Origin of the sequence: Fructilactobacillus vespulae, assembly GCF_047324295.1 — a bacterium.
Lineage (GTDB): Bacteria > Bacillota > Bacilli > Lactobacillales > Lactobacillaceae > Fructilactobacillus > Fructilactobacillus vespulae.
Window position 1 is genome coordinate 571,044 of the sequence record NZ_CP137138.1, and the last position, 26,028, is coordinate 597,071.

Annotated in this window: 18 protein-coding genes, 2 tRNA genes, 3 rRNA genes and 1 other annotated feature; of the genes, 15 read left to right on the plus strand and 8 right to left on the minus strand. The window is 39.7% G+C overall.

The window, feature by feature from the left end; all coding sequences use genetic code 11:
* Window positions 1–68: 68 nt before the first annotated feature.
* Both R4B61_RS02635 and R4B61_RS02640 read left to right on the plus strand, forming a co-directional pair.
* A complete protein-coding gene (locus tag R4B61_RS02635; protein ID WP_413628094.1) occupies window positions 69–1,175 on the plus strand; it encodes a PTS transporter subunit IIC in 1,107 nt (368 codons plus the stop codon).
* A gap of 101 nt (window positions 1,176–1,276) precedes the next feature.
* Window positions 1,277–1,402, plus strand: coding sequence for a hypothetical protein (locus tag R4B61_RS02640; protein WP_413628095.1), 126 nt, complete (start codon window positions 1,277–1,279; stop codon window positions 1,400–1,402).
* A 21-nt stretch (window positions 1,403–1,423) separates the two neighbouring features.
* Here the strand turns inward: R4B61_RS02640 and R4B61_RS02645 are convergent, their stop codons facing one another.
* Both R4B61_RS02645 and R4B61_RS02650 read right to left on the minus strand, forming a co-directional pair.
* A complete protein-coding gene (locus R4B61_RS02645) occupies window positions 1,424–1,948 on the minus strand; it encodes an N-acetyltransferase family protein (protein WP_413628096.1) in 525 nt (174 codons plus the stop codon).
* A 74-nt stretch (window positions 1,949–2,022) separates the two neighbouring features.
* Window positions 2,023–3,210, minus strand: coding sequence for a thiolase family protein (locus R4B61_RS02650; protein WP_413628097.1), 1,188 nt, complete (start codon window positions 3,208–3,210; stop codon window positions 2,023–2,025).
* 92 nt (window positions 3,211–3,302) lie between these two features.
* Between R4B61_RS02650 and R4B61_RS02655 the strand changes: the two genes are divergently transcribed.
* The 10 genes from R4B61_RS02655 to R4B61_RS02700 all read left to right on the plus strand — a co-directional run bounded on the left by R4B61_RS02655 (window position 3,303) and on the right by R4B61_RS02700 (window position 13,425).
* Window positions 3,303–3,842, plus strand: coding sequence for a hypothetical protein (locus tag R4B61_RS02655; RefSeq protein ID WP_413628098.1), 540 nt, complete (start codon window positions 3,303–3,305; stop codon window positions 3,840–3,842).
* Between the two features lie 210 nt (window positions 3,843–4,052).
* Window positions 4,053–5,629 (plus strand): 16S ribosomal RNA (locus R4B61_RS02660).
* A gap of 97 nt (window positions 5,630–5,726) precedes the next feature.
* Window positions 5,727–5,801: transfer RNA gene (locus tag R4B61_RS02665), tRNA-Ile, on the plus strand.
* Between the two features lie 27 nt (window positions 5,802–5,828).
* A tRNA-Ala gene (locus tag R4B61_RS02670) sits at window positions 5,829–5,901 on the plus strand.
* A 164-nt stretch (window positions 5,902–6,065) separates the two neighbouring features.
* Window positions 6,066–8,980 (plus strand): 23S ribosomal RNA (locus R4B61_RS02675).
* 83 nt (window positions 8,981–9,063) lie between these two features.
* A 5S ribosomal RNA gene (gene rrf, locus R4B61_RS02680) occupies window positions 9,064–9,180 on the plus strand.
* The 16S, 23S and 5S rRNA genes sit together here with 2 tRNA genes alongside, the layout of an rRNA operon.
* 103 nt (window positions 9,181–9,283) lie before the next feature.
* Window positions 9,284–9,537: a binding site (T-box leader), on the plus strand.
* 59 nt (window positions 9,538–9,596) lie between these two features.
* A complete protein-coding gene (locus R4B61_RS02685) occupies window positions 9,597–10,448 on the plus strand; it encodes a MetQ/NlpA family ABC transporter substrate-binding protein (RefSeq protein ID WP_413628099.1) in 852 nt (283 codons plus the stop codon).
* Window positions 10,449–10,479: 31 nt separating this feature from the next.
* On the plus strand, window positions 10,480–11,655 hold the full coding sequence (locus R4B61_RS02690) for a pyridoxal phosphate-dependent aminotransferase (protein ID WP_413628100.1): 1,176 nt from the start codon (window positions 10,480–10,482) through the stop codon (window positions 11,653–11,655).
* Window positions 11,656–11,665: 10 nt separating this feature from the next.
* Window positions 11,666–12,721, plus strand: a complete 1,056-nt coding sequence (locus R4B61_RS02695; RefSeq protein ID WP_413628101.1) for a methionine ABC transporter ATP-binding protein — start codon at window positions 11,666–11,668, stop codon at window positions 12,719–12,721.
* A complete protein-coding gene (locus R4B61_RS02700) occupies window positions 12,721–13,425 on the plus strand; it encodes a methionine ABC transporter permease (protein WP_413628102.1) in 705 nt (234 codons plus the stop codon). The genes R4B61_RS02695 and R4B61_RS02700 overlap by 1 nt, the downstream gene beginning before the upstream one ends.
* Before the next feature lie 95 nt (window positions 13,426–13,520).
* On the opposite strand, the gene R4B61_RS02705 is transcribed toward R4B61_RS02700, so the two are convergent.
* The 3 genes from R4B61_RS02705 to R4B61_RS02715 form a co-directional block, all read right to left on the minus strand.
* Complete coding sequence (locus R4B61_RS02705; RefSeq protein WP_413628103.1) at window positions 13,521–14,864, minus strand: dihydrolipoyl dehydrogenase family protein; 1,344 nt, start codon at window positions 14,862–14,864, stop codon at window positions 13,521–13,523.
* A gap of 91 nt (window positions 14,865–14,955) precedes the next feature.
* Window positions 14,956–16,521 (minus strand): hypothetical protein, encoded by a 1,566-nt coding sequence (locus R4B61_RS02710; protein ID WP_413628104.1) that lies wholly within the window; start codon window positions 16,519–16,521, stop codon window positions 14,956–14,958.
* Window positions 16,511–17,278: an ABC transporter ATP-binding protein gene (locus R4B61_RS02715; protein WP_413628105.1), complete on the minus strand. Its 768-nt coding sequence runs from the start codon at window positions 17,276–17,278 to the stop codon at window positions 16,511–16,513. The genes R4B61_RS02710 and R4B61_RS02715 overlap by 11 nt, the downstream gene beginning before the upstream one ends.
* A gap of 149 nt (window positions 17,279–17,427) precedes the next feature.
* Here R4B61_RS02715 and R4B61_RS02720 point away from each other — a divergent pair, with 149 nt between their 5' ends.
* The 3 genes from R4B61_RS02720 (at window position 17,428) to R4B61_RS02730 (ending at window position 21,973) form a co-directional block, all read left to right on the plus strand.
* Window positions 17,428–17,895 carry a GNAT family N-acetyltransferase gene (locus R4B61_RS02720; RefSeq protein ID WP_413628106.1) on the plus strand — a complete coding sequence of 156 codons (468 nt, stop codon included), beginning with the start codon at window positions 17,428–17,430 and terminating at the stop codon, window positions 17,893–17,895.
* 148 nt (window positions 17,896–18,043) lie between these two features.
* Entirely contained in the window at window positions 18,044–19,858 is a 1,815-nt protein-coding gene (locus R4B61_RS02725) for a hypothetical protein (RefSeq protein WP_413628107.1), read from the plus strand.
* A gap of 129 nt (window positions 19,859–19,987) precedes the next feature.
* A complete protein-coding gene (locus R4B61_RS02730; RefSeq protein WP_413628108.1) occupies window positions 19,988–21,973 on the plus strand; it encodes a hypothetical protein in 1,986 nt (661 codons plus the stop codon).
* A gap of 44 nt (window positions 21,974–22,017) precedes the next feature.
* Here R4B61_RS02730 and R4B61_RS02735 read toward each other — a convergent pair whose 3' ends face one another.
* From R4B61_RS02735 to R4B61_RS02745, 3 genes are all read right to left on the minus strand, one after another.
* Window positions 22,018–24,132 (minus strand): cation:proton antiporter, encoded by a 2,115-nt coding sequence (locus R4B61_RS02735; protein WP_413628109.1) that lies wholly within the window; start codon window positions 24,130–24,132, stop codon window positions 22,018–22,020.
* A 122-nt stretch (window positions 24,133–24,254) separates the two neighbouring features.
* Window positions 24,255–24,458, minus strand: coding sequence for a hypothetical protein (locus R4B61_RS02740; RefSeq protein ID WP_413628110.1), 204 nt, complete (start codon window positions 24,456–24,458; stop codon window positions 24,255–24,257).
* Window positions 24,459–24,553: 95 nt separating this feature from the next.
* A complete protein-coding gene (locus tag R4B61_RS02745) occupies window positions 24,554–26,026 on the minus strand; it encodes an APC family permease (protein ID WP_413628111.1) in 1,473 nt (490 codons plus the stop codon).
* Window positions 26,027–26,028 lie beyond the last annotated feature (2 nt).

The window sequence follows — 26,028 nt, forward strand, 5'->3', positions numbered from 1 at the left end:
ATACTCTAACCAGTGTTTTTTGTTTTTTAAATCTTATAATTACTCAATTTGAAAGAGGAGGAAGTAACATGACTGAAAAAGCTAAAGGCAACAATTTCACCCCGGAAGCAGAACCAACCACAGTAAAAGAATGGGTATACCAGGTATCAGCTGGAATTTCGAACACTATTTTAGCTGTTTTAGGAATGGGACTTTTATTGAGTACCTTAGGAACAATGCTACATTTTCAACCATTAAATGAAAGTGGATTATTAGCACAACGATTACTGGCACCAGCGTTAGGAATGGCAGTGGCCATGATGTTAAGAACGACTACCTTGGTAACTGGGGCAAGTATGATTGCTGCTACTGTTGGAGCTAACGGAGTCTACTTTACAGCCGCTCCCGTTGCAAAGGCATTTACTGCCACTGGTTGGGTGGCACCCCAAGCTGCTGGTTCTGCAGTCTTTAACATTGGACAACCAGTTTCAGCCGTAATGGCAGCAGTAGTTGCTGCGGTTTTAGGAAAATGGTTAACCGGAAAAACGCCCTTGGATTTGGTATTAGTTCCATTTGCCGTTTCCTTAGTTGGATCGCTTTCTGGATTAGTATTTGGTTATGTGACAACTCCTGCTTTGAATTGGGTTAGTGAAAAATTAGCAGAAACTATGGGAGTTAGTCCCGTTTTAGGAGCAATTGTGGTTTCTGTCGCATGGTTCTTATTCTTGATGACTCCTGCTTCATCGGCAGCATTGGCAATCGCAGTTCAACTAGACCCAATGTCTAGTGGGGCAGCTTTGATTGGTACAACGGTTGGATTCGTCGTATTTACGGCAATGTCATTTAAAGAAAATAACTGGGGTGGAAACATCGCACAAACCTTAGTTACACCAAAAGTTCAATTTGCAAACATCTTAAAACGTCCCGTTTACTTGGCTGGTCCTTTAGTGATTGCCGGGATGATGGCACCTATCGCCGTAGTTGGTTTCGGATTTAAAACGCCGTTCTTAATCGCCGGTTTAGGACTTAACTCATTTATCGCACCACTTTGGCTCTGGGCAAATGATAAAACTGCTTTATTAGTTTTGTTGGCCTTTGGAGTAGTTATTCCCGCCGTATTGGGTTGGGCATACTACCGTTTCCTTAAAGTGATGGGTAAGACTAAAGAAAATGATTTACATTTGGAAGAAATTTAAGTAAACAAAAAATCTGCAGAGAAATTAGATTTAATAATCTAAAGTCTTTGCAGATTTTTTATATTAACGAAATCAGGATAAGGACAAATACAATTAATAAGATGAGTAAAGCAATGAATCGCTTTGTTTTCCAAGTTGGTTGGGATTTATACACCCAAACCAAACTTACAATGCAGATTAAAATTGCCATTACTGCCATAATAATTAATTTGAGTAAAACTGCTTGATTGTCCATGAAAAACTCCTAATTAGTGTAATTCAATTTGGTAAGCAAAGCGGTCATCGTTTTCAGCTTTAGTCCGGATAACTCCCTTTTGAGTGAATCCACTAGCTAAAATGATGTGTTGCATACCTTTATTTTTAGGATGAGTGTCAATACGAACGTCTTTAAAACCGAGAAGTTCAGAAACTGTAAATAATCCGCTGATTAATTTAGCAGCTAAACCTTGACCACGGTACTCATGAGAAACAGAAACACGGTGGATTGCTGAGTAATGGGCTTCGCTACCATTATCCCAAGCGCCTTCTTCCATTTCGAGATAGTCAGGATCAATTCCTAAATGAAGAGTTGCAGATCCGGCTACTTTACCGTCAACATCAATTACATATGAAGTTTGGTTATCGATATCGCGTTTAAGATCCTCTCGATTAGGGTACTCACCTTGCCATTGATCGATTCCTTGTTCTTTTAAAAATCCACGTCCGGCATCGATAATTTTCTTAATATCATCTAAGTCTTCTAGTGTTGCTTTCCGTACATAAATACAAGTCATACTAACACTCCCTTACAAATTTTTTAATCGGTTTTCAATTATAAAGAATAAAAAAAGATTTTACAACTAAATACCTAATTAGTCTCTGCCAAATGAATGGTCATAGCCATGGCCATCCCGCCTCCGATGCAGAGGGTAGCCATTCCTCGTTTTTGCTTAGTTCGCTTTAAGTTATTCATTAAAGTGATTAGAATTCTGGAACCAGAGTCACCTAACGGATGTCCCATGGCAACTGCACCACCGGTAATGTTTAAGCGATCCATCGGAATGTGTAAGTCTTTAGCTACTGCTAGACTTTGGGAAGCAAAAGCTTCGTTTAATTCGAATAAATCGTAATCTTCTATAGAAGAGTTTTCTTTTTTAAGCATTTTTTGGACGGCGTAATAAGGGGCATAGCCCATGATGTCAGGATCACACCCAGCTTCTGTATAGTTATCAATTACAGCAAGTGGAGTTAGCCCGAGTGCTTCTGCCTTACTTTCTGTCATCAGAATTAAAGCGGATGCACCATCATTTAGACTAGCAGCATTTCCAGCAGTAACCGTTCCGTCTTTTTGGAAAACAGTTCTTAATTGTCCTAGTTTTTCAACGTTAGTTTCCGGACGGACAGTTTCATCTTTAGTGATGATTTTGATTTCTTTTCTATTTTTAATTTCAACGGGAATCATTTCCTCGTCAAAATAACCATTTTCTAAAGCTTTAGCTGCTTTTTGGTGTGATTCGTAGGCGAACTGATCTTGTTCTTGTCGACTGATGTTAAATTGTTCTGCAACTTTTTCGGCGGTAGTTCCCATGGGAGCGTTAGTGCGAGCGTCATTAAGACCGTCTTTTTCTAAACTGTCTTCCATAATGAAAGAACCAAACTTATGTCCCTTGCGCACCTTTGAATTTAAGTAGGGGGCATTGGACATGCTTTCGGTTCCACCGACAATTACCGTTTCAGCGTCACCAGTTAAAATGGCGGTTTGTCCGAGACGGACTGCTTTCATACCAGAGCCACACACTTGGTTAATGGTACAAGCGGTACTAGAAACGGGAATTCCGCTGTTTAATTCAATTTGTCTGGCAATGTTTTGACCACCACCAGCTTGGATAACATTTCCAAAGATTACCTGATCAATTGCAGCAGGATTTAAATTAACTTCTGCTAAGGTTGCTTTAGCAGCAATGGTTCCTAGTTCAACGGATGATAAACTACTAAGTTGACCATTTATTTTTCCGATGGGAGTACGTTTTCCACTTACGATTACTATTTTTTCCAATTTTTGAAAACTCCTCTTTTAATATGGTATTCTAGTTCATTATAACTGGAATGGAATTGATAGTATAATATAAATGCATGCGGGGGCTAACCATGAGCGAAGAAAAAAGAGCGGAACAAGTAGAAAATATGATTGATGAATGGCTGACTAAAATTAACAGTAAACCGTTGGCAAGTGATTTTTCTGCAGAGCAAACGGAAAATGCAGCAACGATTATGGCGGTCTTTTCTGAAATTGCTATGATTGGAATGAAAAAGAATCCGGATGAATGGACACCAGGATTAGTAGAAGAAATTATGTTTTCTCGTTTTTCGTTATTGTTAAATCCTGAAGAGAAAACGGAAGCATTTTTCAAATTAATTCCATTTTCTTTGAAAATTCTATTTACATTTTTAAAAAATGAACGTATAATTCTTTATGCAGCTGAGATATGTCAGTGGGTCGATAAACATGAAGTTGAATTAACTTCATTATATAATCCTAAGTTTGATGCTTTTTACCATCGTTTGATTTCAGAGATGGAATCTAATCAAATTGATCTTAATGATCAAGGTGCTGTTTCAAAATTCACTAAGAATTATTTGAAAGCACATCCAGAAATCGGTTTTGATTTATATGGTAAAGAAAATTAAAAAATAATTTTTAAAAAGTGTTGACAAATTATCCGGTTGCTAGTATTATTAATCAAGTACTGCTGAGGCAGTCAACTGAGTAGATCTTTGAAAACTGAACAAGATTTTGATTACAAACAGTGTAAGGAAATTTTTGAACTTAGTTCGAAAATTAAACAAATGCAATGTCAATTTGCAAAAAATAAAGCAGAGCTAGTAAAGTTCTCATTTTAAAATGAGAGTTTGATCCTGGCTCAGGACGAACGTTGGCGGCGTGCCTAATACATGCAAGTCGAACGAAGTTGCCCTAATGATTGTTGATGCTTGCATCAACATGACTCTGGATCCAACTGAGTGGCGAACTGGTGAGTAACACGTGGGTAACCTGCCCAGAAGAAGGGGATAACACCTGGAAACAGATGCTAATACCGTATAACAACACAAACCACATGGTTTGCGTTTGAAAGATGGCCTTTGTGCTGTCGCTTTTGGATGGACCCGCGGCGCATTAGCTAGTTGGTGAGATAAAAGCTCACCAAGGCGATGATGCGTAGCAGACCTGAGAGGGTAATCTGCCACAATGGGACTGAGACACGGCCCATACTCCTACGGGAGGCAGCAGTAGGGAATCTTCCACAATGGACGAAAGTCTGATGGAGCAACGCCGCGTGAGTGAAGAAGGGTTTCGGCTCGTAAAACTCTGTTGTTAGAGAAGAACGACTGTAAGAGTAACTGCTTACGGTGTGACGGTATCTAACCAGAAAGTCACGGCTAACTACGTGCCAGCAGCCGCGGTAATACGTAGGTGGCAAACGTTGTCCGGATTTATTGGGCGTAAAGGGAGCGCAGGCGGTTTCTTAAGTCTGATGTGAAAGCCTTCGGCTTAACCGGAGAAGTGCATCGGAAACTGGGAAACTTGAGTGCAGAAAAGGATAGTGGAACTTCATGTGTAGCGGTGAAATGCGTAGATATATGAAGGAACACCAGTGGCGAAGGCGGCTATCTGGTCTGTAACTGACGCTGAGGCTCGAAAGCATGGGTAGCAAACAGGATTAGATACCCTGGTAGTCCATGCCGTAAACGATGAATGCTAGGTGTTGGGAGGTTTCCGCCTCTCAGTGCCGCAGCTAACGCATTAAGCATTCCGCCTGGGGAGTACGACCGCAAGGTTGAAACTCAAAGGAATTGACGGGGACCCGCACAAGCGGTGGAGCATGTGGTTTAATTCGATGCTACGCGAAGAACCTTACCAGGACTTGACATCTTCTGCCAATCTAAGAGATTAGACGTTCCCTTCGGGGACAGAATGACAGGTGGTGCATGGTTGTCGTCAGCTCGTGTCGTGAGATGTTGGGTTAAGTCCCGCAACGAGCGCAACCCTTGTCTTTAGTTGCCAGCATTAAGTTGGGCACTCTAGAGAGACTGCCGGTGATAAACCGGAGGAAGGTGGGGACGACGTCAAATCATCATGCCCCTTATGTCCTGGGCTACACACGTGCTACAATGGATGGTACAACGAGTTGCGAAACCGCGAGGTCAAGCTAATCTCTTAAAGCCATTCTCAGTTCGGATTGCAGGCTGCAACTCGCCTGCATGAAGTTGGAATCGCTAGTAATCGTGGATCAGCATGCCACGGTGAATACGTTCCCGGGTCTTGTACACACCGCCCGTCACACCATGAGAGTTTGTAACACCCAAAGTCGGTTGGATAACCTTTTAGGAGTCCGCCGCCTAAGGTGGGACAGATGATTAGGGTGAAGTCGTAACAAGGTAGCCGTAGGAGAACCTGCGGCTGGATCACCTCCTTTCTAAGGAATAATTCGGAACCTTACACTAATCAAAAGCTTGTTTAGTTTTGAGAGTTTTACTCTCTAATTTAATATTTAATATTTAATATTCGCTTTCGGGCCTATAGCTCAGCTGGTTTAGAGCGCACGCCTGATAAGCGTGAGGTCGGTGGTTCGAGTCCACTTAGGCCCATACCGAATAATTCGGTTAGGATATTATGGGGAATTAGCTCAGCTGGGAGAGCACCTGCTTTGCAAGCAGGAGGTCATCGGTTCGATCCCGTTATTCTCCATTGACGCTCAGCGTCAGATTTGTTCTTTGAAAACTAGATAATATTATTTTCTGTAAAATTATATTTATATATAATTACACCGAGAAATAACCATTGTGTTATTTTGAGTTTTTTAATTAGTTATAATCGCTAAAACTCAATAATTTATAATCCGTTGGATTATAGGTTAAGTTATTAAGGGCGCATGGTGAATGCCTTGGTACTAGGAGCCGATGAAGGACGGAACTAACACCGATATGCTTCGGGGAGCTGTACGTAAGCTTTGATCCGGAGATTTCCGAATGAGGAAACTCGATTAGTGTAATGACTAATCATTGCGTAGTGAATACATAGCTGCGTAAAGGCAAACGCGGGGAACTGAAACATCTAAGTACCCGCAGGAATATAAAGAAATTTCGATTCCCAAAGTAGCGGCGAGCGAACTGGGAATAGCCCAAACCGAACCCTTGTGGTTCGGGGTTGTAGGACTGAACATCTGAGTTACAAAAGTATTTGATAGTTGAAGTAGTTGGGAAGCTACACCAAAGAGAGTGATAGTCTCGTAAGCGAAATCGAATACCCTCAGTTCAGGATCCTGAGTACGGCGACACACGTGAAACGTCGTCGGAATCTGGGAGGACCATCTCCCAAGGCTAAATACTACCTAGTGACCGATAGTGAACCAGTACCGTGAGGGAAAGGTGAAAAGCACCCCGGAAGGGGAGTGAAATAGTTCCTGCAACCATGTGCCTACAAGCAGTCAGAGCCCGTTAATGGGTGATGGCGTGCCTCTTGTAGAATGAACCGGCGAGTTACAGTTGCATGCAAGGTTAAGCCGAAAACGCGGAGCCGTAGCGAAAGCGAGTCTTAAGAGGGCGAATTAGTATGTTGCCGTAGACCCGAAACCAGGTGATCTACCCATGTCCAGGATGAAAGTGCGGTAATACGCACCGGAGGTCCGAACCCGTGTACGTTGAAAAGTGCTGGGATGAGGTGTGGGTAGCGGTGAAATTCCAAACGAACTTGGAGATAGCTGGTTCTCTCCGAAATAGCTTTAGGGCTAGCCTCGGAATTAGAATCATGGAGGTAGAGCACTGTTTGAGCAAGGGGTCCATCTAGGATTACTAAGTTCAGATAAACTCCGAATACCATTGATTTATGTCCGGGAGTCAGACAATGAGTGATAAGATCCATTGTCGAAAGGGGAACAGCCCAGACCGCCAGTTAAGGTCCCTAAATATATGCTAAGTGGAAAAGGAGGTGGAGTTGCTTAGACAACTAGGATGTTGGCTCAGAAGCAGCCACCATTTAAAGAGTGCGTAATAGCTCACTAGTCGAGTGATTCTGCGCCGAAAATTTACCGGGGCTAAGCATATTACCGAGACTGCGGACGCAACTATGTTGCGTGATAGGAGAGCGTTCTAAGGGCAATGAAGGTAGACCGTAAGGACTATTGGAGCGCTTAGAAGTGAGAATGCCGGTATGAGTAGCGAAAGATCAGTGAGAATCTGATCCACCGTATGACTAAGGTTTCCTGGGGAAGGCTCGTCCACCCAGGGTTAGTCGGGACCTAAGCCGAGGCTGAGAAGCGTAGGCGATGGATAACAGGTTGAGATTCCTGTACTAGTTAATTATGTTTGAACAACGGAGGGACGCAGAAGGCTAAGGTATGCACACGGCTGGAAATGTGTGTTTAAATCGTAAGTCAGGAGAGGAGTTAAATGCTTCTTTCCGGGTTGACAAGCGATGATGAGGATCGAAATTTAAGTAGAGAAGTACCTGATGTCACGCTGCCGAGAAAAGCTTCTAGTTAGTAATTAATTACCCGTACCGCAAACCGACACAGGTAGTCGAGGAGAGTATCCTCAGGTGAGCGAGAGAACTATCGTTAAGGAACTCGGCAAAATGACCCCGTAACTTCGGAAGAAGGGGTGCTGGCCGTAAGGTCAGCCGCAGTGAAAAGACTCAAACGACTGTTTATCAAAAACACAGGTTTATGCAAAATCGTAAGATGAAGTATATGGGCTGACGCCTGCCCGGTGCTGGAAGGTTAAGTGGAAATGTTAGCTTCGGCAAAGCATCGAAATGAAGCCCCAGTAAACGGCGGCCGTAACTATAACGGTCCTAAGGTAGCGAAATTCCTTGTCGGGTAAGTTCCGACCCGCACGAAAGGCGTAACGATTTGAGTACTGTCTCAACGATAGACTCGGTGAAATTAAGATACCTGTGAAGAAGCAGGTTACCCGCGACAGGACGGAAAGACCCCATGGAGCTTTACTGTAGCTTGATATTGGGTGTTTACATAACTTGTACAGCATAGGTAGGAGCCATTGAAACCGGAACGCTAGTTTCGGTGGAGGCATCATTGGGATACTACCCTTGTTATGTGAACACTCTAACCCTGTGCACTTATCGTGCACGGAGACAGTGTCTGGTTGGCAGTTTGACTGGGGCGGTCGCCTCCTAAATAGTAACGGAGGCGCTCAAAGGTTTGCTTAGAATGGTTGGAAATCATTCCTAAAGTGTAAAGGCAAAAGCAAGCTTGACTGCGAGACAAACAGGTCGAGCAGGGACGAAAGTCGGACTTAGTGATCCGGTGGTACCGTATGGAAGGGCCATCGCTCAACGGATAAAAGCTACCCTGGGGATAACAGGCTTATCTCCCCCAAGAGTTCACATCGACGGGGAGGTTTGGCACCTCGATGTCGGCTCATCGCATCCTGGGGCTGTAGTTGGTCCCAAGGGTTGGGCTGTTCGCCCATTAAAGCGGTACGCGAGCTGGGTTCAGAACGTCGTGAGACAGTTCGGTCCCTATCCGTCGCGGGCGCAGGAAATTTGAGAGGAGCTGTCCCTAGTACGAGAGGACCGGGATGGACATACCGCTGGTGTATCAGTTGCGCCGCCAGGCGCATTGCTGAGTAGCTATGTATGGATGAGATAAACGCTGAAAGCATCTAAGTGTGAAACTCGCCTCAAGATGAGATTTCCCATTCCTTTATGGAAGTAAGACTCCTGAAAGATGATCAGGTAGATAGGTTAGAAGTGGAAGAGTAGCGATACTTGAAGCGGACTAATACTAATCAGTCGAGGACTTAACCAAGTAGAATTAAGATATAATGGTAACTCGGAAAAGAAAAGATATTATCTAGTTTTGAGAGAACAAAGTTCTTTCAAACAAAATAGTGTGGTGGCGATAGCCTGAAGGATACACCTGTTCCCATGCCGAACACAGTAGTTAAGCTTCAGAACGCCAAAAGTAGTTGGGGGATCGCCCCCTGTGAGGATAGGAAGTTGCCACGCAAATTTAAAATCTCTAGCATTTCGGTGCTAGGGATTTTTTTTATAAAAAATAAATATAAATGTTGACATCTCTTGTGTTAACAATTATGATATAAACAATTACATAAACAAATTGTAGAGCTGAGTATTTAGTGGAACTTTTAAGAGAGTCTCTGGTTGGTGAGAAGAGATAAAGCTAAGCTAAAGAAGATGGGCTTGAAATCAATCATTAGTGAGTTTCGATGAGCTAATGGCGGGGTTGCTACCGATATCTTAGCAAAACTTTTCTAGTGAGACGTCACTAACGAAGTTTACGAGATGGTTATTAGTAATAATGACTATGAACTAAGGTGGTACCACGAAGCATTCGTCCTTTTTATAGAGGATGAGTGCTTTTTTTGTTTATTAAAAATTAAAAATAAGGGATGGTAATAATTATGAAGAAAAATACAAAAAGAATTATTGGTTTACTAGTATTAGTAGCAATCGTAGCAGTGGGGTGGTTAAGTTTTGGACCTAAGTCCAGTGAATCAACCGCAGAAAATAAAACGGTTAAAGTGGGAATCATGAGCGGATCTAAAAATGATGATGAAATTTGGGATTCCGTTGCCAAAACCGCAAAGGATAAATATAACATTAACTTGAAATTCGTTCATTTTACTGATTATACTCAACCTAACACCGCATTATCACAACACTCAGTTGATTTAAATGCCTTTCAACATACCGCTTTCTTAAAAGACTGGAACGAAAAACATCATACTAACATTACTTCAATTGGTGACACAATTATCACTCCAATCAGATTATTCTCAGATAAATACAAAAATGTAAAAGATATTCCAAATGGTGCAACAATCGCAGTTCCTAATGATTCAACTAACGAAAGTCGGGCTTTAGTACTATTGAAAAATGCTGGTTTAATTGAACTTAAAAATAAAGATGGTCTTTTAGGTTTAGGTGATATTACTAAAAATAGTAAGAATTTAAACATTAAAGAAGTTGACGCTTCTCAAACTCCAAGATTGTTAAACAGTGTAGATGCATCAGTAGTTAACGGAAACTATGCCACAACTGCTAAATTACCTGATAACAAGAGCATCTTTACTGAACCACTTAACAAGGATTCAAAACCATGGGTTAACTTCATCGCTGCTAACAAAGATCAAAAAGACAACGATACCTACAAGAAAGTTGTTAAAGCTTACCAAACTAAGAAAACAGCTGATTTAATTGCTGAAAAATATGGTAAGACAGAAGTTCCAGCTTGGAACCACAAGTTTGAATAAGCTGATTTAAAATAGAAGGCGAGGAGATAAAATGGAATTTTCAGAATCTAATATTCTCAAATCATTACCAACGCAGTTTTTTGCCACGTTAGTTAAAAAAGTTAATGCCAAGATTGCGACTGGTGCAGATGTAATTAATTTAGGACAAGGAAATCCAGATCAACCTACGCCAGAAAATATCGTTGCTGCCATGCAAGCGGAAGTCGCCAAAAGTGAGAATCATAAGTATTCTCCTTTCGATGGTTTAGCTGATTTGAAACAATCCGTTGCTAATTTTTATAAGCGCGAGTACGACGTTGATATCGATCCAGATACTGAAGTGGCTATCTTAGGTGGCTCTAAAACGGGGTTAGTTGAGTTACCATTTGCAGTGTTAAATCCGGGTGATACGATGATCTTACCTAATCCGGGTTATCCCGATTATTTATCGGGAGTTGAACTAGCAAAAGTTAACCTTGAGCTACTTCCATTAAAGGAAAAGAATAATTTCTTACCAGATTATGCTGAAATTAGTGCTGCTGTAAAAGATAAAGCTAAGTTGTTATATCTAAACTATCCTAATAATCCAACTGGTGCAGTTGCCACTCCAGAATTTTTTGAAAAGACAGTGCAGTTTGCCAACGATAACCAGATTGGAATTGTGCATGACTTTGCTTATGGTGCGCTAGGGTATCATAATCGGCCTCTCAGCTTCTTACAGACTAAAGGTGCCAAAGACGTGGGGATAGAGTTCTATACGCTTTCTAAGACTTATAACATGGCTGGTTGGCGCATTGGTTTTGCGGTTGGAAATGCACAGATGATTAAAGCTATCAATCATTTGCAAGATCATCTCTTCGTGAGTGTTTTTCCTGCCATCCAACGGGCTGCCATTGCCGCTCTAAATGGCTCGCAAAGTTCTGTGAAAGCACTAAATGATTTATACAGTGAACGACGGGTTGCTTTTGAAAAAGCGGCTGCTGAAATTGGTTGGCATGCTTATCCAGCTAAAGGCTCCTTTTATTCCTGGATGCCCGTTCCAACCGGGTACACATCTGAACGATTTGCGGATCTTTTATTAGAAAAAGCAGCGGTTGCAGTAGCTCCCGGGGTTGGATTTGGTACAGCAGGTGATAAATTTGTTAGAATTGGGTTGTTAACTAGTCCAGCTCGATTACAAGCAGCATGTGTTCGAATCGGAAAATTAAACTTATTTAAGAAAGATTGAGGAGGTTATCATGACAAATAAAATTGTTGAATTTAAAGATGTCTCAGTGGAATTTGCCCAAGATAAACAAAAGATTAAGGCGGTTTCAGATGTTTCATTTGGAATTCCGGAAGGACAAATCTTTGGGATTGCTGGATACTCTGGTGCCGGTAAATCAACTTTAGTAAGAACCATTAACTTATTGCAAAAACCTACATCAGGAGAAGTAGATGTTTTTGGCAAAACCTTCTTCAAAAAAGATGGTGGTGCAGCAGAAATCATTTCTGATAAGGACCTTAGAACGGAACGTCGCCAAATCGGAATGATTTTCCAACACTACAACTTGTTAAGCCAAAAAACGGTGATTGAAAACGTTGAATTTGCGTTAAAACACGCTGGTTTAAAGGAAAAAGAAGTGACCGCTAAAGCTACTAGTCTCTTAAAGGACGTGGGCTTGGAAGCTTATGCTAAACATTACCCTGGTCAATTATCTGGTGGGCAACAACAAAGAGTTGCCATTGCCAGAGCGTTAGCCAATGATCCCAAAATTTTGATTTCTGATGAAGCAACTTCAGCGCTTGATCCGGAAAACACTAATCAAATTTTGGATTTACTAAAAGAATTAAATCAAAAATACGGATTAACCGTTATCCTGATTACTCACGAAATGGATGCCATCAAGCGAATCTGTGACCAAGTAGTAATCATGGATAGTGGGAAAGTGACTGATTTAGGTAGTCTAGTTGATGTCTTTGTTAAATCAACCAACCCCGTTACCAGAAAAATCGTGGGTTCTGACTTTGATGCCTTATCAATCCTTTCTTCATTGAACATCGAAACTAAGAATCGTAATTTAATTAAATTAGTTTACTTTTCTACTGAAATTTCTAAACCAATCATTGTGGAACTTTACGAAAAATTCAAAGTTTCTGCCAGCATCGTGTATGCTGACATTGAACAATTTGGTGCCGAAGCAGTGGGAATTATGATCGTTGATTTAAACGGTGAGGCTGCACAAATTAAGCAAGCAGTTGATTATCTAAACGGATTAGACGTTGAAGTTAGTGAATTAAGGGGTGAAGAATAATGAATGCATGGTTTGCTACTAATTTTCCTAATGTGGTTCAACAAGGCTGGTTTGGTGAAACCGGTTGGTGGACTTCAATTGTACAAACACTTTACATGACTTTTTGGTCAGCAATTTTCGGTGGAATTGCCGGATTAATTTTTGGAATTGCACTAGTACTATTCGATAATGATGGAATTATGCCTAATAAGGTGGTCTTTAACGTAGTTGATAAGATCGTATCTCTCTTCCGGGCCATTCCGTTCATTATCTTGTTAGCTTTTATTGCACCGGTAACCCAAAAGATTGTGGGAACTCAAATCGGAACCACAGCCGCTTTAGTACCACTTTCTGTGGGAGTCTTTCCTTTCTATGCTAGACAAGTGCAAGTGGCCCTTCAAAGCGTTAACAAGGGAACCATTGAATCTGCGCAATCATTAGGATCAACTAACTGGGATATTATTTCCGGAGTATATCTTAGTGAAGCCTTCCCAGAATTAATCAGAGTTTCAACCGTTACTTTAATTAGTTTGGTTGGATTGACTGCTATGGCTGGTGCTATTGGTGCCGGTGGTTTAGGTAACATGGCCATTTCATATGGATACAACCGGTTTGCCAATGATACGACTTTAATCGCTACCATTTTCGTGGTTATTCTAGTCCTCATCATCCAAGTGGTTGGGGATATTTGGGCTCGTTTAATTGATCACGGTTCGCAATCATAACTAAAATAATCTGACTCATTTCAATTTGAAATGAGTCTTTTTTTAGCCACAAAAAAAGCGTTCATTCAAAGGAATGAGCGCTTTTTAAATTTATTTTATAAGTGATGTTTGGTTTCTGATTCAATGGTTGGGAATAAAGTAATGAAGTCTTCCATCTTTTCAGGAGAAACCTTAAGTTCGATAAATGGAAGGACACTACCAACTGAATTATCAGCTTCTGAACTAATTTCAGTCATTCCAACTAAGTAACCTTGTTTGTCAAACACTGTAATGGTGTGACCTTGGTTGGCACGAAGAGAAAGACGGAACCAGTCAGATGATAGGTCGACTTCCTTAACGTCATACTTGTCAGGATTTGCTTTGGCAACGTCTGGTGAAACTCCAACTTCAGCGATTCGAGGTGAAGTGAATGTAGCACTAGGAACGGCTGGGTAATTGATTGGTTGATCAGTAGCACCAGTGAACAATTTGGTTAGGTATTGACCTTCGTAGATAGCAGTTGGAGTTAATTTACCAACTTTTTTATCTAGTACATCACCGGATGCATAAATGCTGTCAACGGATGTTTGAAGGTGATCGTTAACTTTGATTCCCTTGTGTTCATCGTATTCAACGCCAACTTCATCAAGACCGATATTTTGTACGTTAGGAAGGCGGCCAGTGGCATCTAAGATCCAGTCAGAAGCAATGTCTCCCTTATCGGTTTTAACTACGTAAGCACCAGCTTGTTCTTCAATGGCACTAGGAGTTACATTTTTAATAAATTTAATTCCCTTAGCAGTTAAGTCTTCCATCAATTCTTCAACAAATGGTTGGTAGAAGTGACGTAGAGCTTGGTCGTGGTGAAGTAAAACAGTTACTTCAGTACCGGCATAAGCAGCTACCGTGGCAAATTCCATGGCAATGTAACCACCACCGATAACTGTCATGCGTTTTGGTTGTTCAGCTAAGTCTAAGAATTCAGTACCATCATGTGCTAAATCAGCACCAGGAATGTTAAGACGGTTGTAGTGAGCACCAGTGGCAAGCACAATTTTATTAGCGGTGTATTTTGTTCCGTTAACTTCAATCGTGTGGCCATCAACTAGCTTACCGTAACCGTGAATCATTTCAATTCCACAGCTCTTTAAACCAGATTCAATGGCATTAGGTAGTGCATCAATTACGGCTTTTTCATGTTTAAAGTTATCAGCCCAGTTAATCTTGGTGGTACCGTCTAAACCACGACCTTGCATGTTATCGACGGTTTCTTTGATTTTAACCGGCATGTCTAGGGCAATTTTGGCATTACAACCACGGTTAGGACAAGTTCCACCAACTTTGTCGGCTTCGATAATTCCTAGTTTGTAACCCTTCATTGCAAGTGGCATTGCACCATTAAAAGTTCCGTGTCCACTTCCTAAATATAAAACATCAAATTGATAATTGTTTTCAACCATAATTACACTCCTTTTAATTCTGAAATCATATTGCATACAATTAAATTATAGTATTTTATTAAATCAAGTCAATCAAACTGGCTTATTAAATCTAATTTTTAAATTGTCGCCAAAAATGTTTTTGGTAGTGCCTTTGAATTAACCAAGTCACTAGGACTAAAATTCCAACGACTAAGACGTTAATCGTTAATGGGATTAAGCCAGTTAAGAAGAAAGCTAATCCCATGATAATTGCTCCGATAATCATGCTTCCAAAGGTGGCAATCATAATGGCCCAGTTTCCTAACCCTCTAGTTAGAAGTTGGTTGGCATCGGTCCAGTTTAAGGTTAAGAACCGGAAATCACGTTTGAAGTAGTGCAGTGATCCGATTAATTGTCCGGCAATCATTCCGATTTGTAATCCAATAGCTAAGACTAGGGGGAAGCGTTCAAAAACCGTTAAAATGATGCCTAAAAGAATCATAATCACCGTTTGAAAGGCTAAGGCAAAGAAGAATTTAACCCGTAAGTAATGATAAAAACTGACGGGTAAACTCTTAATGAAATTTAGATTTTCTCCATCTAATGAAATGATGTTTCCCACTAAACTGGAAGGATTGAAAGTCATGGCGGAAAGCACTAAACCTAGTAAGATGAAGACGGCAAAGTAGTTGTTTGAAACCTGACTGAATTTAATTTGGCTTCCGAGTCCAAAGCTAATGCTGAAGATGATGGGCATTAGGAAGGTGTTAGAAAAGACCTGGGTTAAAAAGGAAGGTTGTTTTATCAAACCAAGTTGGTGAGTAACTAACTGGTGAGTTAGTCCTCGTTGCGGTTGTTTTCGTTTCTTCTTTTTGGCAACTGAAGCTGTTATTGAGAAGAGGTGCTTGGTTACAAAGCGATTTAAATAACTGAGTCCCAATCCAGAGATAAGGAACATTGCGACCCAGAGAATTAGTGCGGACACCGTAAAAGGAGCTTTTAAGAGCTCAAAAATCGGTAACAAGAAACTAATCGAATTAGGATCAGTATTTGCTTCAGGGTGGTTAGAATAACCTAAAAAGGCACAACCAGCAATAATCGCAATCGTTGAGATTCCTAATAAAATGGAGGTTCCCAATTGATAATTTTTCTTAAAGAGCTTTGATTGTGAGATTAAGAAGGTTAATATGGCAGTCACAATAAAGATACTGGTGAAGTAGAGCAAGAAAGCCAAAATGGCTACGATAAGAGCGACTAACCAGTGATCCTCTCCTTTGATGGCAGTGATAATGAAAACCGCACACACCGGAATGGCAAAGGAACTAACTGACATCACGATGGTTAAAAGTTTTGCGGCTAAAATCGTTTTAATTTTAACCGGCAAGGGAAGGTAATTATTTAAATCCTTACTCTGCAAGAAAACCGTGTTAATGGTTGATAGTAATTGGGCCACTAAAATTAAGGAAAAGGTGCCCACATAGCGGGTGAAGGTTCCCGGACGTTTGCTAATGTCGCCAAACATCATCGATAAGCCAAACACACCGATGAAGATTAGTCCGGTTAGGAAATAAGTAATCATCGTTGAATTGGCAATTTGCGTTAGGCTTTTTCCCTTTTTCCGTTTTTTCATCGTTTCATTGGGATTGGAGTACATCAAATTAACTTTAAAAATTTCCCATAGTTGCTTATTTTTCATCGCCGTCCTCCGTTAACTTATCAATGTCTGCTTGGTCGGTTTTACGACCGGCCATTTCTAGGTAAACGGTTTCTAAGGATTGGTTCGGATGATCAGCTAATAAGGCTTGCACGCTCCCGTCATAAATCAAACTACCATCCTTTAAAATAGCAATTTCGTCACAGAGTTGTTGGGCGGTGTCTAAAACGTGGGTAGAAAAGATAACGGTTTTACCCTTAGCGGCATGGTCCTTCATCATTTCCTTCAAGTCATAGGCTGCTTGGGGATCAAGTCCTTGAATGGGTTCATCCAGGATCCAAACATCGGGGTTAACCAATAAAGTTCCGATAATAATGGTTTTTTCCCGCATTCCGTGTGACATGCTTTGAATTTGGGTATCAATACTTTCAGTCATACTGAAGAGGTCGGTTAATTCGTGCAGGCGGTCTTGGTGTTCGTTCAGGTTAATTTTATAAATGGAGGCAATTAGGTTCCAGTATTCGCTAGCAGTTAGTTGTAAGAATAAATCAGGAGTATCGGGAACGTAGCCAATCCTCTTTTTAACGTCTAAACGATTTTTAGCGAGATCTAGACCATCAACAATGATGCTTCCAGAAGTGGGTTCAATCACACTGGTGATGCTTTTAAGCGTGGTTGATTTACCGGCTCCGTTGTGACCTAAAAAGCCAAAAATTTTACCACTAGGGATTTCTAAATTAAGGTCCCGTAAGGCAATCTTATCTTCGTATTCGTGGTGTAAATGGGTGATTTTAATCATTTGTAGTACTCCTCTTGTTGGTTATTAATAAATTGAAGACTTTGAACAAAAGTAGCGCACCAAAAGCAAGCAATTCATTATTCTAATTATAACAAAGATAAATTTATAGTTGAGATAGTAGCAAAAAGTCAACAGATTGATTATGATAAATGAAAATTAGTTTTACTAAGAGGAGAAACGAGATGTGGTACGTAAAGAAGTTTGCTGAACTAACCACCCAGGAATTATTTTTAATTTATAAGGCTCGTGGAGCGGTCTTTATAGAAGAACAACAGATTGTTGAAAATGACATTGATGAGCAAGATTTGACTGCTATCCATGTGTTTGAAATTCAAGCTGACGCAGTAGTTGCTTATGCACGCGTGTTTCAAATGGACCAACATGTCACTTTTGGTCGGGTGTTGACGAGTGCAGCAGTTCGAGGAACGGGAAAAGGAAAAGCACTCTTGAATGAGTTGTTTTCAGTTATTAAGCATGATTTTAAGGGACTTCCAATTGAAATTGATGCCCAAGTCCACGCCATTGGTTATTACGAAAAATCCGGCTTTCAGGTTACGAGTGCACCGTTTTTAGAGGCCGGGGTTTCCCACGTTAAAATGACCCATCCTAGTTTTTAATAAGATTTATAAATAGATAAAATTAGATAATAAAGTTTTTTTAAAATAGGTTTGGATATATGTTAATTTAGCTTGAGATTATGGTACGATAATATTCGCGATTACTAGCAAAACACCCTAATAGAAGGATTAAACGTAAACTATCGATATGAAAAATATTAAATCTCAATGCCTCAAAATTAGTGTTTTAGCATTTTCTTTTTTTGTAGTGACTTCCACGACGGCTGTGCAAGCTAGTGCAAACGTCAATTCGAACTACGAAAATATCTATACTACGACTAAAGCACTAATTAATAAGTTAGAGCAAAAAATTAACCCGCAAGCCAAAACCGAGACCAAGAAACAAATTAATGCCCAAACGGCCTCAACTGAGCAGGCTAAAGTCGAATTTAACAAGTACCGCCAGCACTACCACTATTCCACTCCTAATGACGGGAGTAATGATGTCCAAACCATTTGGAAGGATAAATCGGGATTGTGGCATTTTTATTACCTTCATGGGGGCATGGATGGTGATGACTACGTTCCCACAAGTTGGAAGCACGTTACCAGTTCTGACTTAATTCATTTTAAGGATCAAGGAGATGCGATTAAAACCGTTCCGGGTAAATTTGATGCCGTCTTCACGGGGTCTGTGATTACTAACGAAAAGGGAATTTATAAAAATCTACCAAAATCAGAAAAAGTCGTGATTGCAGCCGTTAGTACCCCAACCTTAGATTGGACGGGGCAAAATAACTGGTTGCTTTACAGTACCGATGGTGGTTACCACTTTAAATTGATGAAAGACGAACCGATTTCCGGAATTCCCCAAGGTTCCGATGGTTTCTTAGAAGATAACCGGGATCCCGTGCTTTGGTATAACTCTAAAACCAAGAAGATGGAGCTATACCTAGCTCAAAGTCGTAACGGTAAGAGTGACCACGGAGTTGCACAATACGTGACTGATGATGGAATTCACTTTAAAGAGCTAGCCTACGTTAGTTTTGGGGCTAACAATACGTTATTTGATAACTCAACGGTGATTGAAACCCCAAGTGTTTCACGGATGCGGGATAAAACGACTGGTAAAGTCAAAGATATCATGTTCTTAGGACTCCAAAACTTTACGGATGGTTTGGATTACAAAATGGTTAACGGGGAAAGTCACGTAGCCGTTCAAGGTAAAATCAATAGTAAGGGAGTCTTTATTCCGGATGGTGCCGTGCAAGATCCCCAAAACTCCAAACACTACATTGTAACCAGTGACGCAAAAATTAATCGAACTGATTATGGTCCTGATTATTATGGAACAGCGAATGAGTTGAACAAGGATCCGTTGAAAAACGTGGTTAATGAAACGATTCAAGCCGGCTGGATAGGGAACTGGCTCTACACTTTGGATAATGTGGAAGATGGGAAACCATTTGCCCTTCCTGGGGTATCATCCTTTAGAAAGGTTTACCTCGATAATGGTGTGGTGAAAGCTAGCCTAGTTAAACTTGCTAATTCGGAGTGGAAAGCGAACAAAGTAATTCAAAAAGCTAAGGTAACTGCCAAAGATGGCCTAACAACGATGGCGAAATCACAACCGATTGCGCAAACGTATACCTTTAACTTAGCAGGAACTAAGGATGCTGATTTCAGTTCCCAGTTTACCTTTAAACAAAAAGATGGCTCACAAAGCCTCTTAATCTATCGTGATGGTAATAAATTGATGGTTAATAATTGGAGAACCGGGGGAACGTTTACGGATGAAATTCCAGAAGCATACACCTTCTCGTTTGAAAATGAATTGAATGCCAAAAAGATTACTAAAATGAACGTGAGAACCGATACGAAGAGTTTAGAAATCGAGTTCCCAGAGACCGGACAAGTATTTACAATCATGCGCTACACATTGGATAGTCAACAGGACTTAAACGTGCAGGTCAGTGGAAATAATAGTCAGGTTAAGATTGCGGATAGTAAGAATCGAAAATAATAAGTAAAAAAGCGAAAGTACATAGAGTACTTTCGCTTTTTTAATATTTTATAACTAATCTAAAATTATTAAAAATATGATAAGATTGTATTTGTAATTATTAAATAAGAAGGAATGTAATCGCATATTATGAGGAATCGAAGAAAATTAGTTGTTTTAATGTTTTCATTTTTAATATTTGTTTCGATAACAGTTATTAATGTAAAAGCAGATAATGTTTCAAATTATCAAAATATTTATGATAAATCTATAAACTTAATTAATAAATTTAATGATAATAGTAAAGCAAATGTAGATGCTCAAAATGCTACAAATGACGAAGCAAAGCAAGAGTTTAGTAAATATCGGCAACGTTATCATTATTCATCAATAAGTGGATATGCTGGAGATGTTCAAACAATTAGAAAAGATAAATCTGGTGTTTGGCATTTTTACTATATTTCAGATTCTGGGTGGAGACATGTAACAAGTTCTGATTTAATTCATTTTAAGGATTGTGGTATTGCAATAAAACCAATTGCTGGTAAGTTTGATTATGTAATTTCAGGATCAATTATAACAAATGAAAATGGAGTTTATAAAAATTTACCCAAATCTGATAAGACAGTAATTGCGGCAATTAGTACACCTGAAAAAGATGGTAGAGGTGAAACTGATTGGCTTGTTTATAGTGTTGATGGTGGTTATAGTTTTAAATTGCTTGATAATAATCCAGTTAAAGGAATTCCGCAAGGAGCAAATGGTTTAACCGAAGATAATCGAGATCCTTATTTGTGGTATAACCCTAAAATCAAAAAAATGGAATTATTTATTGCCCAGACTAGAGAGAATAAAACTAAACATGGTATTGGACAGTACGTTAGTGATGATGGAATTCATTTTAAAGAGGCTGCTTTTTTAATTTTTGGAAGTAATGATACTATCTTTCCAAATTCAACAATTATTGAAACTCCAAGTATTTCTCGTATGAAAGATAAAAAAACTGGTGAAATTAAAGATATATTGTTTATCGGTGTGCAGGATTTCACACTAGGAAGTAACTATAAAGTGATTAATGGAGAGGGTCATATTGCTGTCCAGGGTTATATTAATAATCAAGGTATATTTATTCCAGATAATTCGATTAATGACACGAAAAACACGAATACTATTTTAGCTACGAATGATTCTAAAATTAATCGTACTGATTATGGACCAGATTACTATGGTACTTCTAATTTATTTAACAAAAATTCTATAAATAAACCTGTAAATAATACTATCCAGGTAGGGTGGCTAGGTAATTGGAATTATTCTTGGAAACCAGTAAAAGATGGAAATCATTTTTCATTACCTGGTATATCTTCATTTAGAAAAATATATTTAGATAATGGAATTGTAAAATCTAGTTTAGTTAAATTAGATAAATCAGAATGGAAAATCAATAAAAATATTAATCACATTAAAGTATCAGTTAATGACAAACTAAAAACGATGGCAAAATCTCAACCAATTGCACAAAATTATACGTTTAAATTAGCAGGATCACAATCAAAAGAATTTGATGTTCTTTTTGATATTAAGGAAAATGATGGTTCTCAAAAATTCAGAATATACCGGGATGGTAATCGATTAAAAACAGTTAATTGGCGAACTGGAGGAACATTTATAGATCCTGCTCCATCATTTTATACGGATAAATATTTTAATGATATTAATGGTAAAAAAATTACCAAAATGAACGTTCGAACTGATGTTAAAAGTATTGAAATTGAATTTCCAGAGACTGGACAAGTTTTTACCATTATGAGATACACACTTGATCCTAAACAGGATTTAAACGTTAAAGTTGGCGGTGAAAATACCAAAGTTGAGATTGCTAAAAGTGAAAATTATAGTGAAAATATGCAGACCGTTGCATTTAAATATTTTGTTGAAAATAGGGATAAATTAAACCAAATATCTACTGATTTAAAAAGCAAGTACAATCTTCATCCTGCACAAAAATTTAATAATATTTATGGATACTTAAAAGATGAGAAGTTTAAATTAAAAGAGACACTTAAAAATAACGAATTTACTAAGCCGTTGATTGATGTTTTACGAGAGATTAAAAATAAAAAGTCGATATCTTAGTAAAAAAAGAGAGAAAGCACACTGTGCTTTCTCTCTTTTTTATTCTATTCATTTTCTTTCTTATAGTCGTTAAGCAGAATGGTTTCTTCGTAGTTAACGTTTTGCCGTAACTTCAAACGAGTGATCGGTGAGATATGGTTATTATCAACTAGCAAATCAATTGCTTTTCTTTGTGATTCTAACGCCTGCATCTTCAAATCAACCATTTGATGTTCGTAGATGGCTTCTTCTTGTTCCGTATCTTCATATGATTTTGCTTGTTGAATTTGGTGTTCGTAGTAAACCATAATGAATTGGACGGTTTGTGCAGAGAAGTCTTGTTCGTTAATGTCATCGCGACGAAGGAATTCTTTCAAATGTTTAATGGCACTTTGGGAACATACCTTTTGAATTAAACGTAAATCAGATTTGGTTGAGCGACTTTCAACTTCGTTCCATTGCCAAATTTTGATAGCCCGGAAAATTCGGCTAAACCAGTTAAAGTGTGGCATGGTATGCCAGCTTTGTTGTTCTCCACTGATTTGAGCTAAACGATATTCCTCTTGATTTAAGCGTCGACTGGTAATCCAGAAGGCATCTTTTCCAATTAATTTTTGGGTATAGAGGTCGTTTAAGGAATTTCGATAACCATTTAAGGCCGTTCGACGTAACGCTAAGATGGCGTTCACATCCCGGGTAAATTCTGGTTTGTCGTGGAATTTCTTTTGGAGCTTACGAATCTTAAATTGGTATTCGGTAATGATATCAAAAATAGCACGTTGGTTGTCTTCAGACTTGCTATTTTCAAGGTTAGCAATCGCCGAATTCAACATGTAGAGGCTAGCGACATCAAAGTCTACGTATTCGGGTTGAATATCATCTTCGTCTTCTTCTGGCTCTTCATTTTCCATTGAAGATGCCCGAGTTTCCAAAGTTTGCCCGGGAGCAATCAGTGGAAGGGTAATCGTTGCGGCAATTAAACTGATTAGAATAACTGAGGCGGCGATGAATAACATGAGGGAACGGTCTGGGAAAGGCGAACCGTTGGCAATTACTGTCGGAACGGAAAGGACCCCGGCCATGGTGATAGCCCCACGAACTCCAGATAAACCGGCTAATAAGGCAACCGAGAATTTTGGTTTCTTAGTTTCCTTTTTCGTAACGTAGTAAGAAAATGATTGGTAACCAATGATCCAAACGGTTCTGATGATTAAGATAACTAACCAGATAGCAAAGGCGTACCCAAATGATTCTAAGGTTCCGTACTTGTTACTCTTGATTACAGATTCCATGGCTACGGGTAATTCGATTCCTAGAATTAGGAAGACCACTCCATTTAGACAGTAAATGATGATATCCCAAGTTCGTTCTGCGAGTAGTGAAATCTCGGGAGTTTGACTAGCAACTCGATGTTCAGAAGTATGTTCTAAGATACCGGCAGTTACTACCGCAATTACTCCGGAAGCATGTAAGAAATCTTCAGCCACCACGTAGATTACGAAGGGAGTTAGCACCTGTAATACTACGCTAAAGATGGCATCGTTAAAGTTGACGCTGTGGAGTAGATTTTGTAGAGCAATTAAAAGTCCCATTAAGACTACTCCGATGATAAATCCCATTAAGGCCATGTAGACAAAGTCACCGGCTGCTTTTGAGATTGAGAAGTAACCCGTTACCACGGCTGCTGATGCATATTTAAAGGCAATCAAACCACTGGCATCGTTGATTAAACTTTCACCACTAACCAAGTGGAGAATGTTTTTCGGTAGGTTAACTCGTTTAGAAATTGATTGTACGGCTACCGGATCGGTAGGTGAAAGGATGGCAATCAAGGCGAAACAAACTCCCAGTGGCATGGTTGGTACCAGCCAGTTAACGAAGAATCCACCTAAAATTGTCGTGATAAAGACTAACCAGATGGCATTTTCAAAGATGGGTCCCCGAAGTTCCCAAAGTTCCTTTTTCGGGAAATCTTTTCCATCGTTAAATAGTAAGGGGGCGATGAATAGAAGTAAGAACCAAGTGGTATCGAGCTCGATTTTGAAGTCGAACAAGATGGCAATGATAACTCCGAAAGCAACTTGGATTAAGCTAACGGGGATTGCCTTGATGTAGTGACTTGCGACGTTTGAAATTAAAACTAAACTAAGCAGGATTAAGACTGCTTCTAATATTTCCATAATCAGACCTCCATTTTTTTGTTGTTACTTTAATTATACCAAGTTTGAGTACAATTTATTAGGGAGTTCTGAGAATCAAACTAAAAAAGAACCCATTTTGGGTTCTTTTAGAAAAAATTAAACTATGAATCTCTAGCAACTGAAACTGCTACGACCAATGCACAGATTAAAAAGAGACAGAAGCAGTAGAGTTTGTCTAAATAGTTATAGATTCTTTTTTGTCCGCGCGATGGATTACTAATGAAGACGTAAACGCCCGCTTCAATTAGTAAGCACAATAACATAATAAATACTAAGACAGCCGCAATTAATTCCTTTGGTCTCATTATCATCACATCCTTTTTAATAGTTATATCTATTATAAGCGGAAAACAAAAAAGAGAAACAGTTAATGTCTCTCTTTTTAAAGAATATTTACTTTTTAAAGATTTTGATCAATTTCTTCGTCTGTATTTTCATCAGTAGGAAGAGTTGAATCAGCATGCTTGATTCCGTAGGCAAAGTAGATAACTACTCCGATTACGAACCAAACGATTGAGTAAATTTTGGCTTCCACATCTAGACCCATGAAGATGGCAAATGATCCAAGGAAACCAAGGATTGGAAGGGCTGGGAAGAATGGTTGCTTGTAGGCAGCCTTTGGCAAGTCCTTACCTTCACGTCTTCTAAGTGGGTACATTGCAAGGGAAACTGCCATGAAGGCAATTAAAGTACCGGCAGAAATCAATTGAGCCAAGAAAGTGAATGGGAAGATTGCTCCCATTACCACTCCAACGGCAGTAATAATCCAAAGCGCGTTAGTAGGTAGTTTTTTGCTGTTAAGCTTACCGATTGATTTAGGAAGCATCTTATCTCTACCAAATGAGTAGATCAAACGAGATCCGGCCATCATCATTCCGATAAGGGCAACTAGCATACCAACCACGGCAACGGCTTGAACTACTGAGGCGATTACCACGTGACCTTGTTGACGTAGTGCCCAACCAACTGGTTCTGCATTACCAAGGTATGAAGTATATTTAAACATTCCTACGAGGACAAGTGATACGGCAATGAAGAAAACTGTACCAATCAACAATGAACCGATGATTCCGCGAGGCATGGTTTTTTGTGGCTCTTTGGCTTCGGCTGAGTTAGCAGCGATTGAATCAAATCCGATGTATGAAAGGAATATAGTTGAGATACCGGCATAGATACCAGCCCAACCACCCACAAAGGTAGTCCCATCAGAAAGTGGGTGTGATTTAGGGAAAAATGGTACGTAGTTTTGTGATTTGATAGCAGTTGCACCAACGACCACGAAGACGATGATGGCAAGCAACTTCAAAACAACTAGGATGTTAGCGATTTTAGTAGTTTCAGTATCACCACGAAGAAGTAAGAAAGTAACGATTCCCACTACTACCACGGCAATAATATCAACTACACCACCGTTAGTTCCCAGTGGGAAAGCTAGGGCATTTGGTAGTTTGATTCCGAGAGGCGAAATCAGTCCTTGTACGTTGGCAGAAAGTCCAGCGGCAACAAAGGCCACGGCAATCAAGTATTCAGCCAAGAGGGCCCAACCAACAATCCAACCCCAGAACTTACCGAAAAGAACTGAGATCCATGAGTAGGCAGATCCGGCAAAGGGAAGAACGGATGCCATTTCGGCATAGTTCATCGCCACCAAACCAGCGACCACCGCAGCTAAAATAAATGAAATAACAACGGCAGGACCGGTGAATTTAGCGGCAACCAAACCAGGAAGGGTGAAGATTGAAGTTGAAAGAATAGTTCCTAGACCCAATGCCAAGAAATCTTTCACCGTCATGGTTTTTTGCAAATGTTTATCTTTAGATGCGTAAAAGTTGAAATCAACTTTTTCGTTCATCTTTTTGAAAATGTTTTTCATAT

Bases quoted from the DNA above. Each gene is read 5' to 3' on its own strand.
- R4B61_RS02635 (WP_413628094.1), top strand. From the start codon at position 69: ATGACTGAAAAAGCTAAAGGCAACAATTTCACCCCGGAAGCAGAACCA.
- R4B61_RS02640 (WP_413628095.1), top strand. From the start codon at position 1,277: ATGAGTAAAGCAATGAATCGCTTTGTTTTCCAAGTTGGTTGGGATTTA.
- R4B61_RS02645 (WP_413628096.1), bottom strand. From the start codon at position 1,948: ATGACTTGTATTTATGTACGGAAAGCAACACTAGAAGACTTAGATGAT.
- R4B61_RS02655 (WP_413628098.1), top strand. From the start codon at position 3,303: ATGAGCGAAGAAAAAAGAGCGGAACAAGTAGAAAATATGATTGATGAA.
- R4B61_RS02685 (WP_413628099.1), top strand. From the start codon at position 9,597: ATGAAGAAAAATACAAAAAGAATTATTGGTTTACTAGTATTAGTAGCA.
- R4B61_RS02690 (WP_413628100.1), top strand. From the start codon at position 10,480: ATGGAATTTTCAGAATCTAATATTCTCAAATCATTACCAACGCAGTTT.
- R4B61_RS02695 (WP_413628101.1), top strand. From the start codon at position 11,666: ATGACAAATAAAATTGTTGAATTTAAAGATGTCTCAGTGGAATTTGCC.
- R4B61_RS02700 (WP_413628102.1), top strand. From the start codon at position 12,721: ATGAATGCATGGTTTGCTACTAATTTTCCTAATGTGGTTCAACAAGGC.
- R4B61_RS02705 (WP_413628103.1), bottom strand. From the start codon at position 14,864: ATGGTTGAAAACAATTATCAATTTGATGTTTTATATTTAGGAAGTGGA.
- R4B61_RS02710 (WP_413628104.1), bottom strand. From the start codon at position 16,521: ATGAAAAATAAGCAACTATGGGAAATTTTTAAAGTTAATTTGATGTAC.
- R4B61_RS02715 (WP_413628105.1), bottom strand. From the start codon at position 17,278: ATGATTAAAATCACCCATTTACACCACGAATACGAAGATAAGATTGCC.
- R4B61_RS02720 (WP_413628106.1), top strand. From the start codon at position 17,428: ATGAAAATTAGTTTTACTAAGAGGAGAAACGAGATGTGGTACGTAAAG.
- R4B61_RS02725 (WP_413628107.1), top strand. From the start codon at position 18,044: ATGAAAAATATTAAATCTCAATGCCTCAAAATTAGTGTTTTAGCATTT.
- R4B61_RS02730 (WP_413628108.1), top strand. From the start codon at position 19,988: ATGAGGAATCGAAGAAAATTAGTTGTTTTAATGTTTTCATTTTTAATA.
- R4B61_RS02735 (WP_413628109.1), bottom strand. From the start codon at position 24,132: ATGGAAATATTAGAAGCAGTCTTAATCCTGCTTAGTTTAGTTTTAATT.
- R4B61_RS02740 (WP_413628110.1), bottom strand. From the start codon at position 24,458: ATGAGACCAAAGGAATTAATTGCGGCTGTCTTAGTATTTATTATGTTA.
- R4B61_RS02745 (WP_413628111.1), bottom strand. From the start codon at position 26,026: ATGAAAAACATTTTCAAAAAGATGAACGAAAAAGTTGATTTCAACTTT.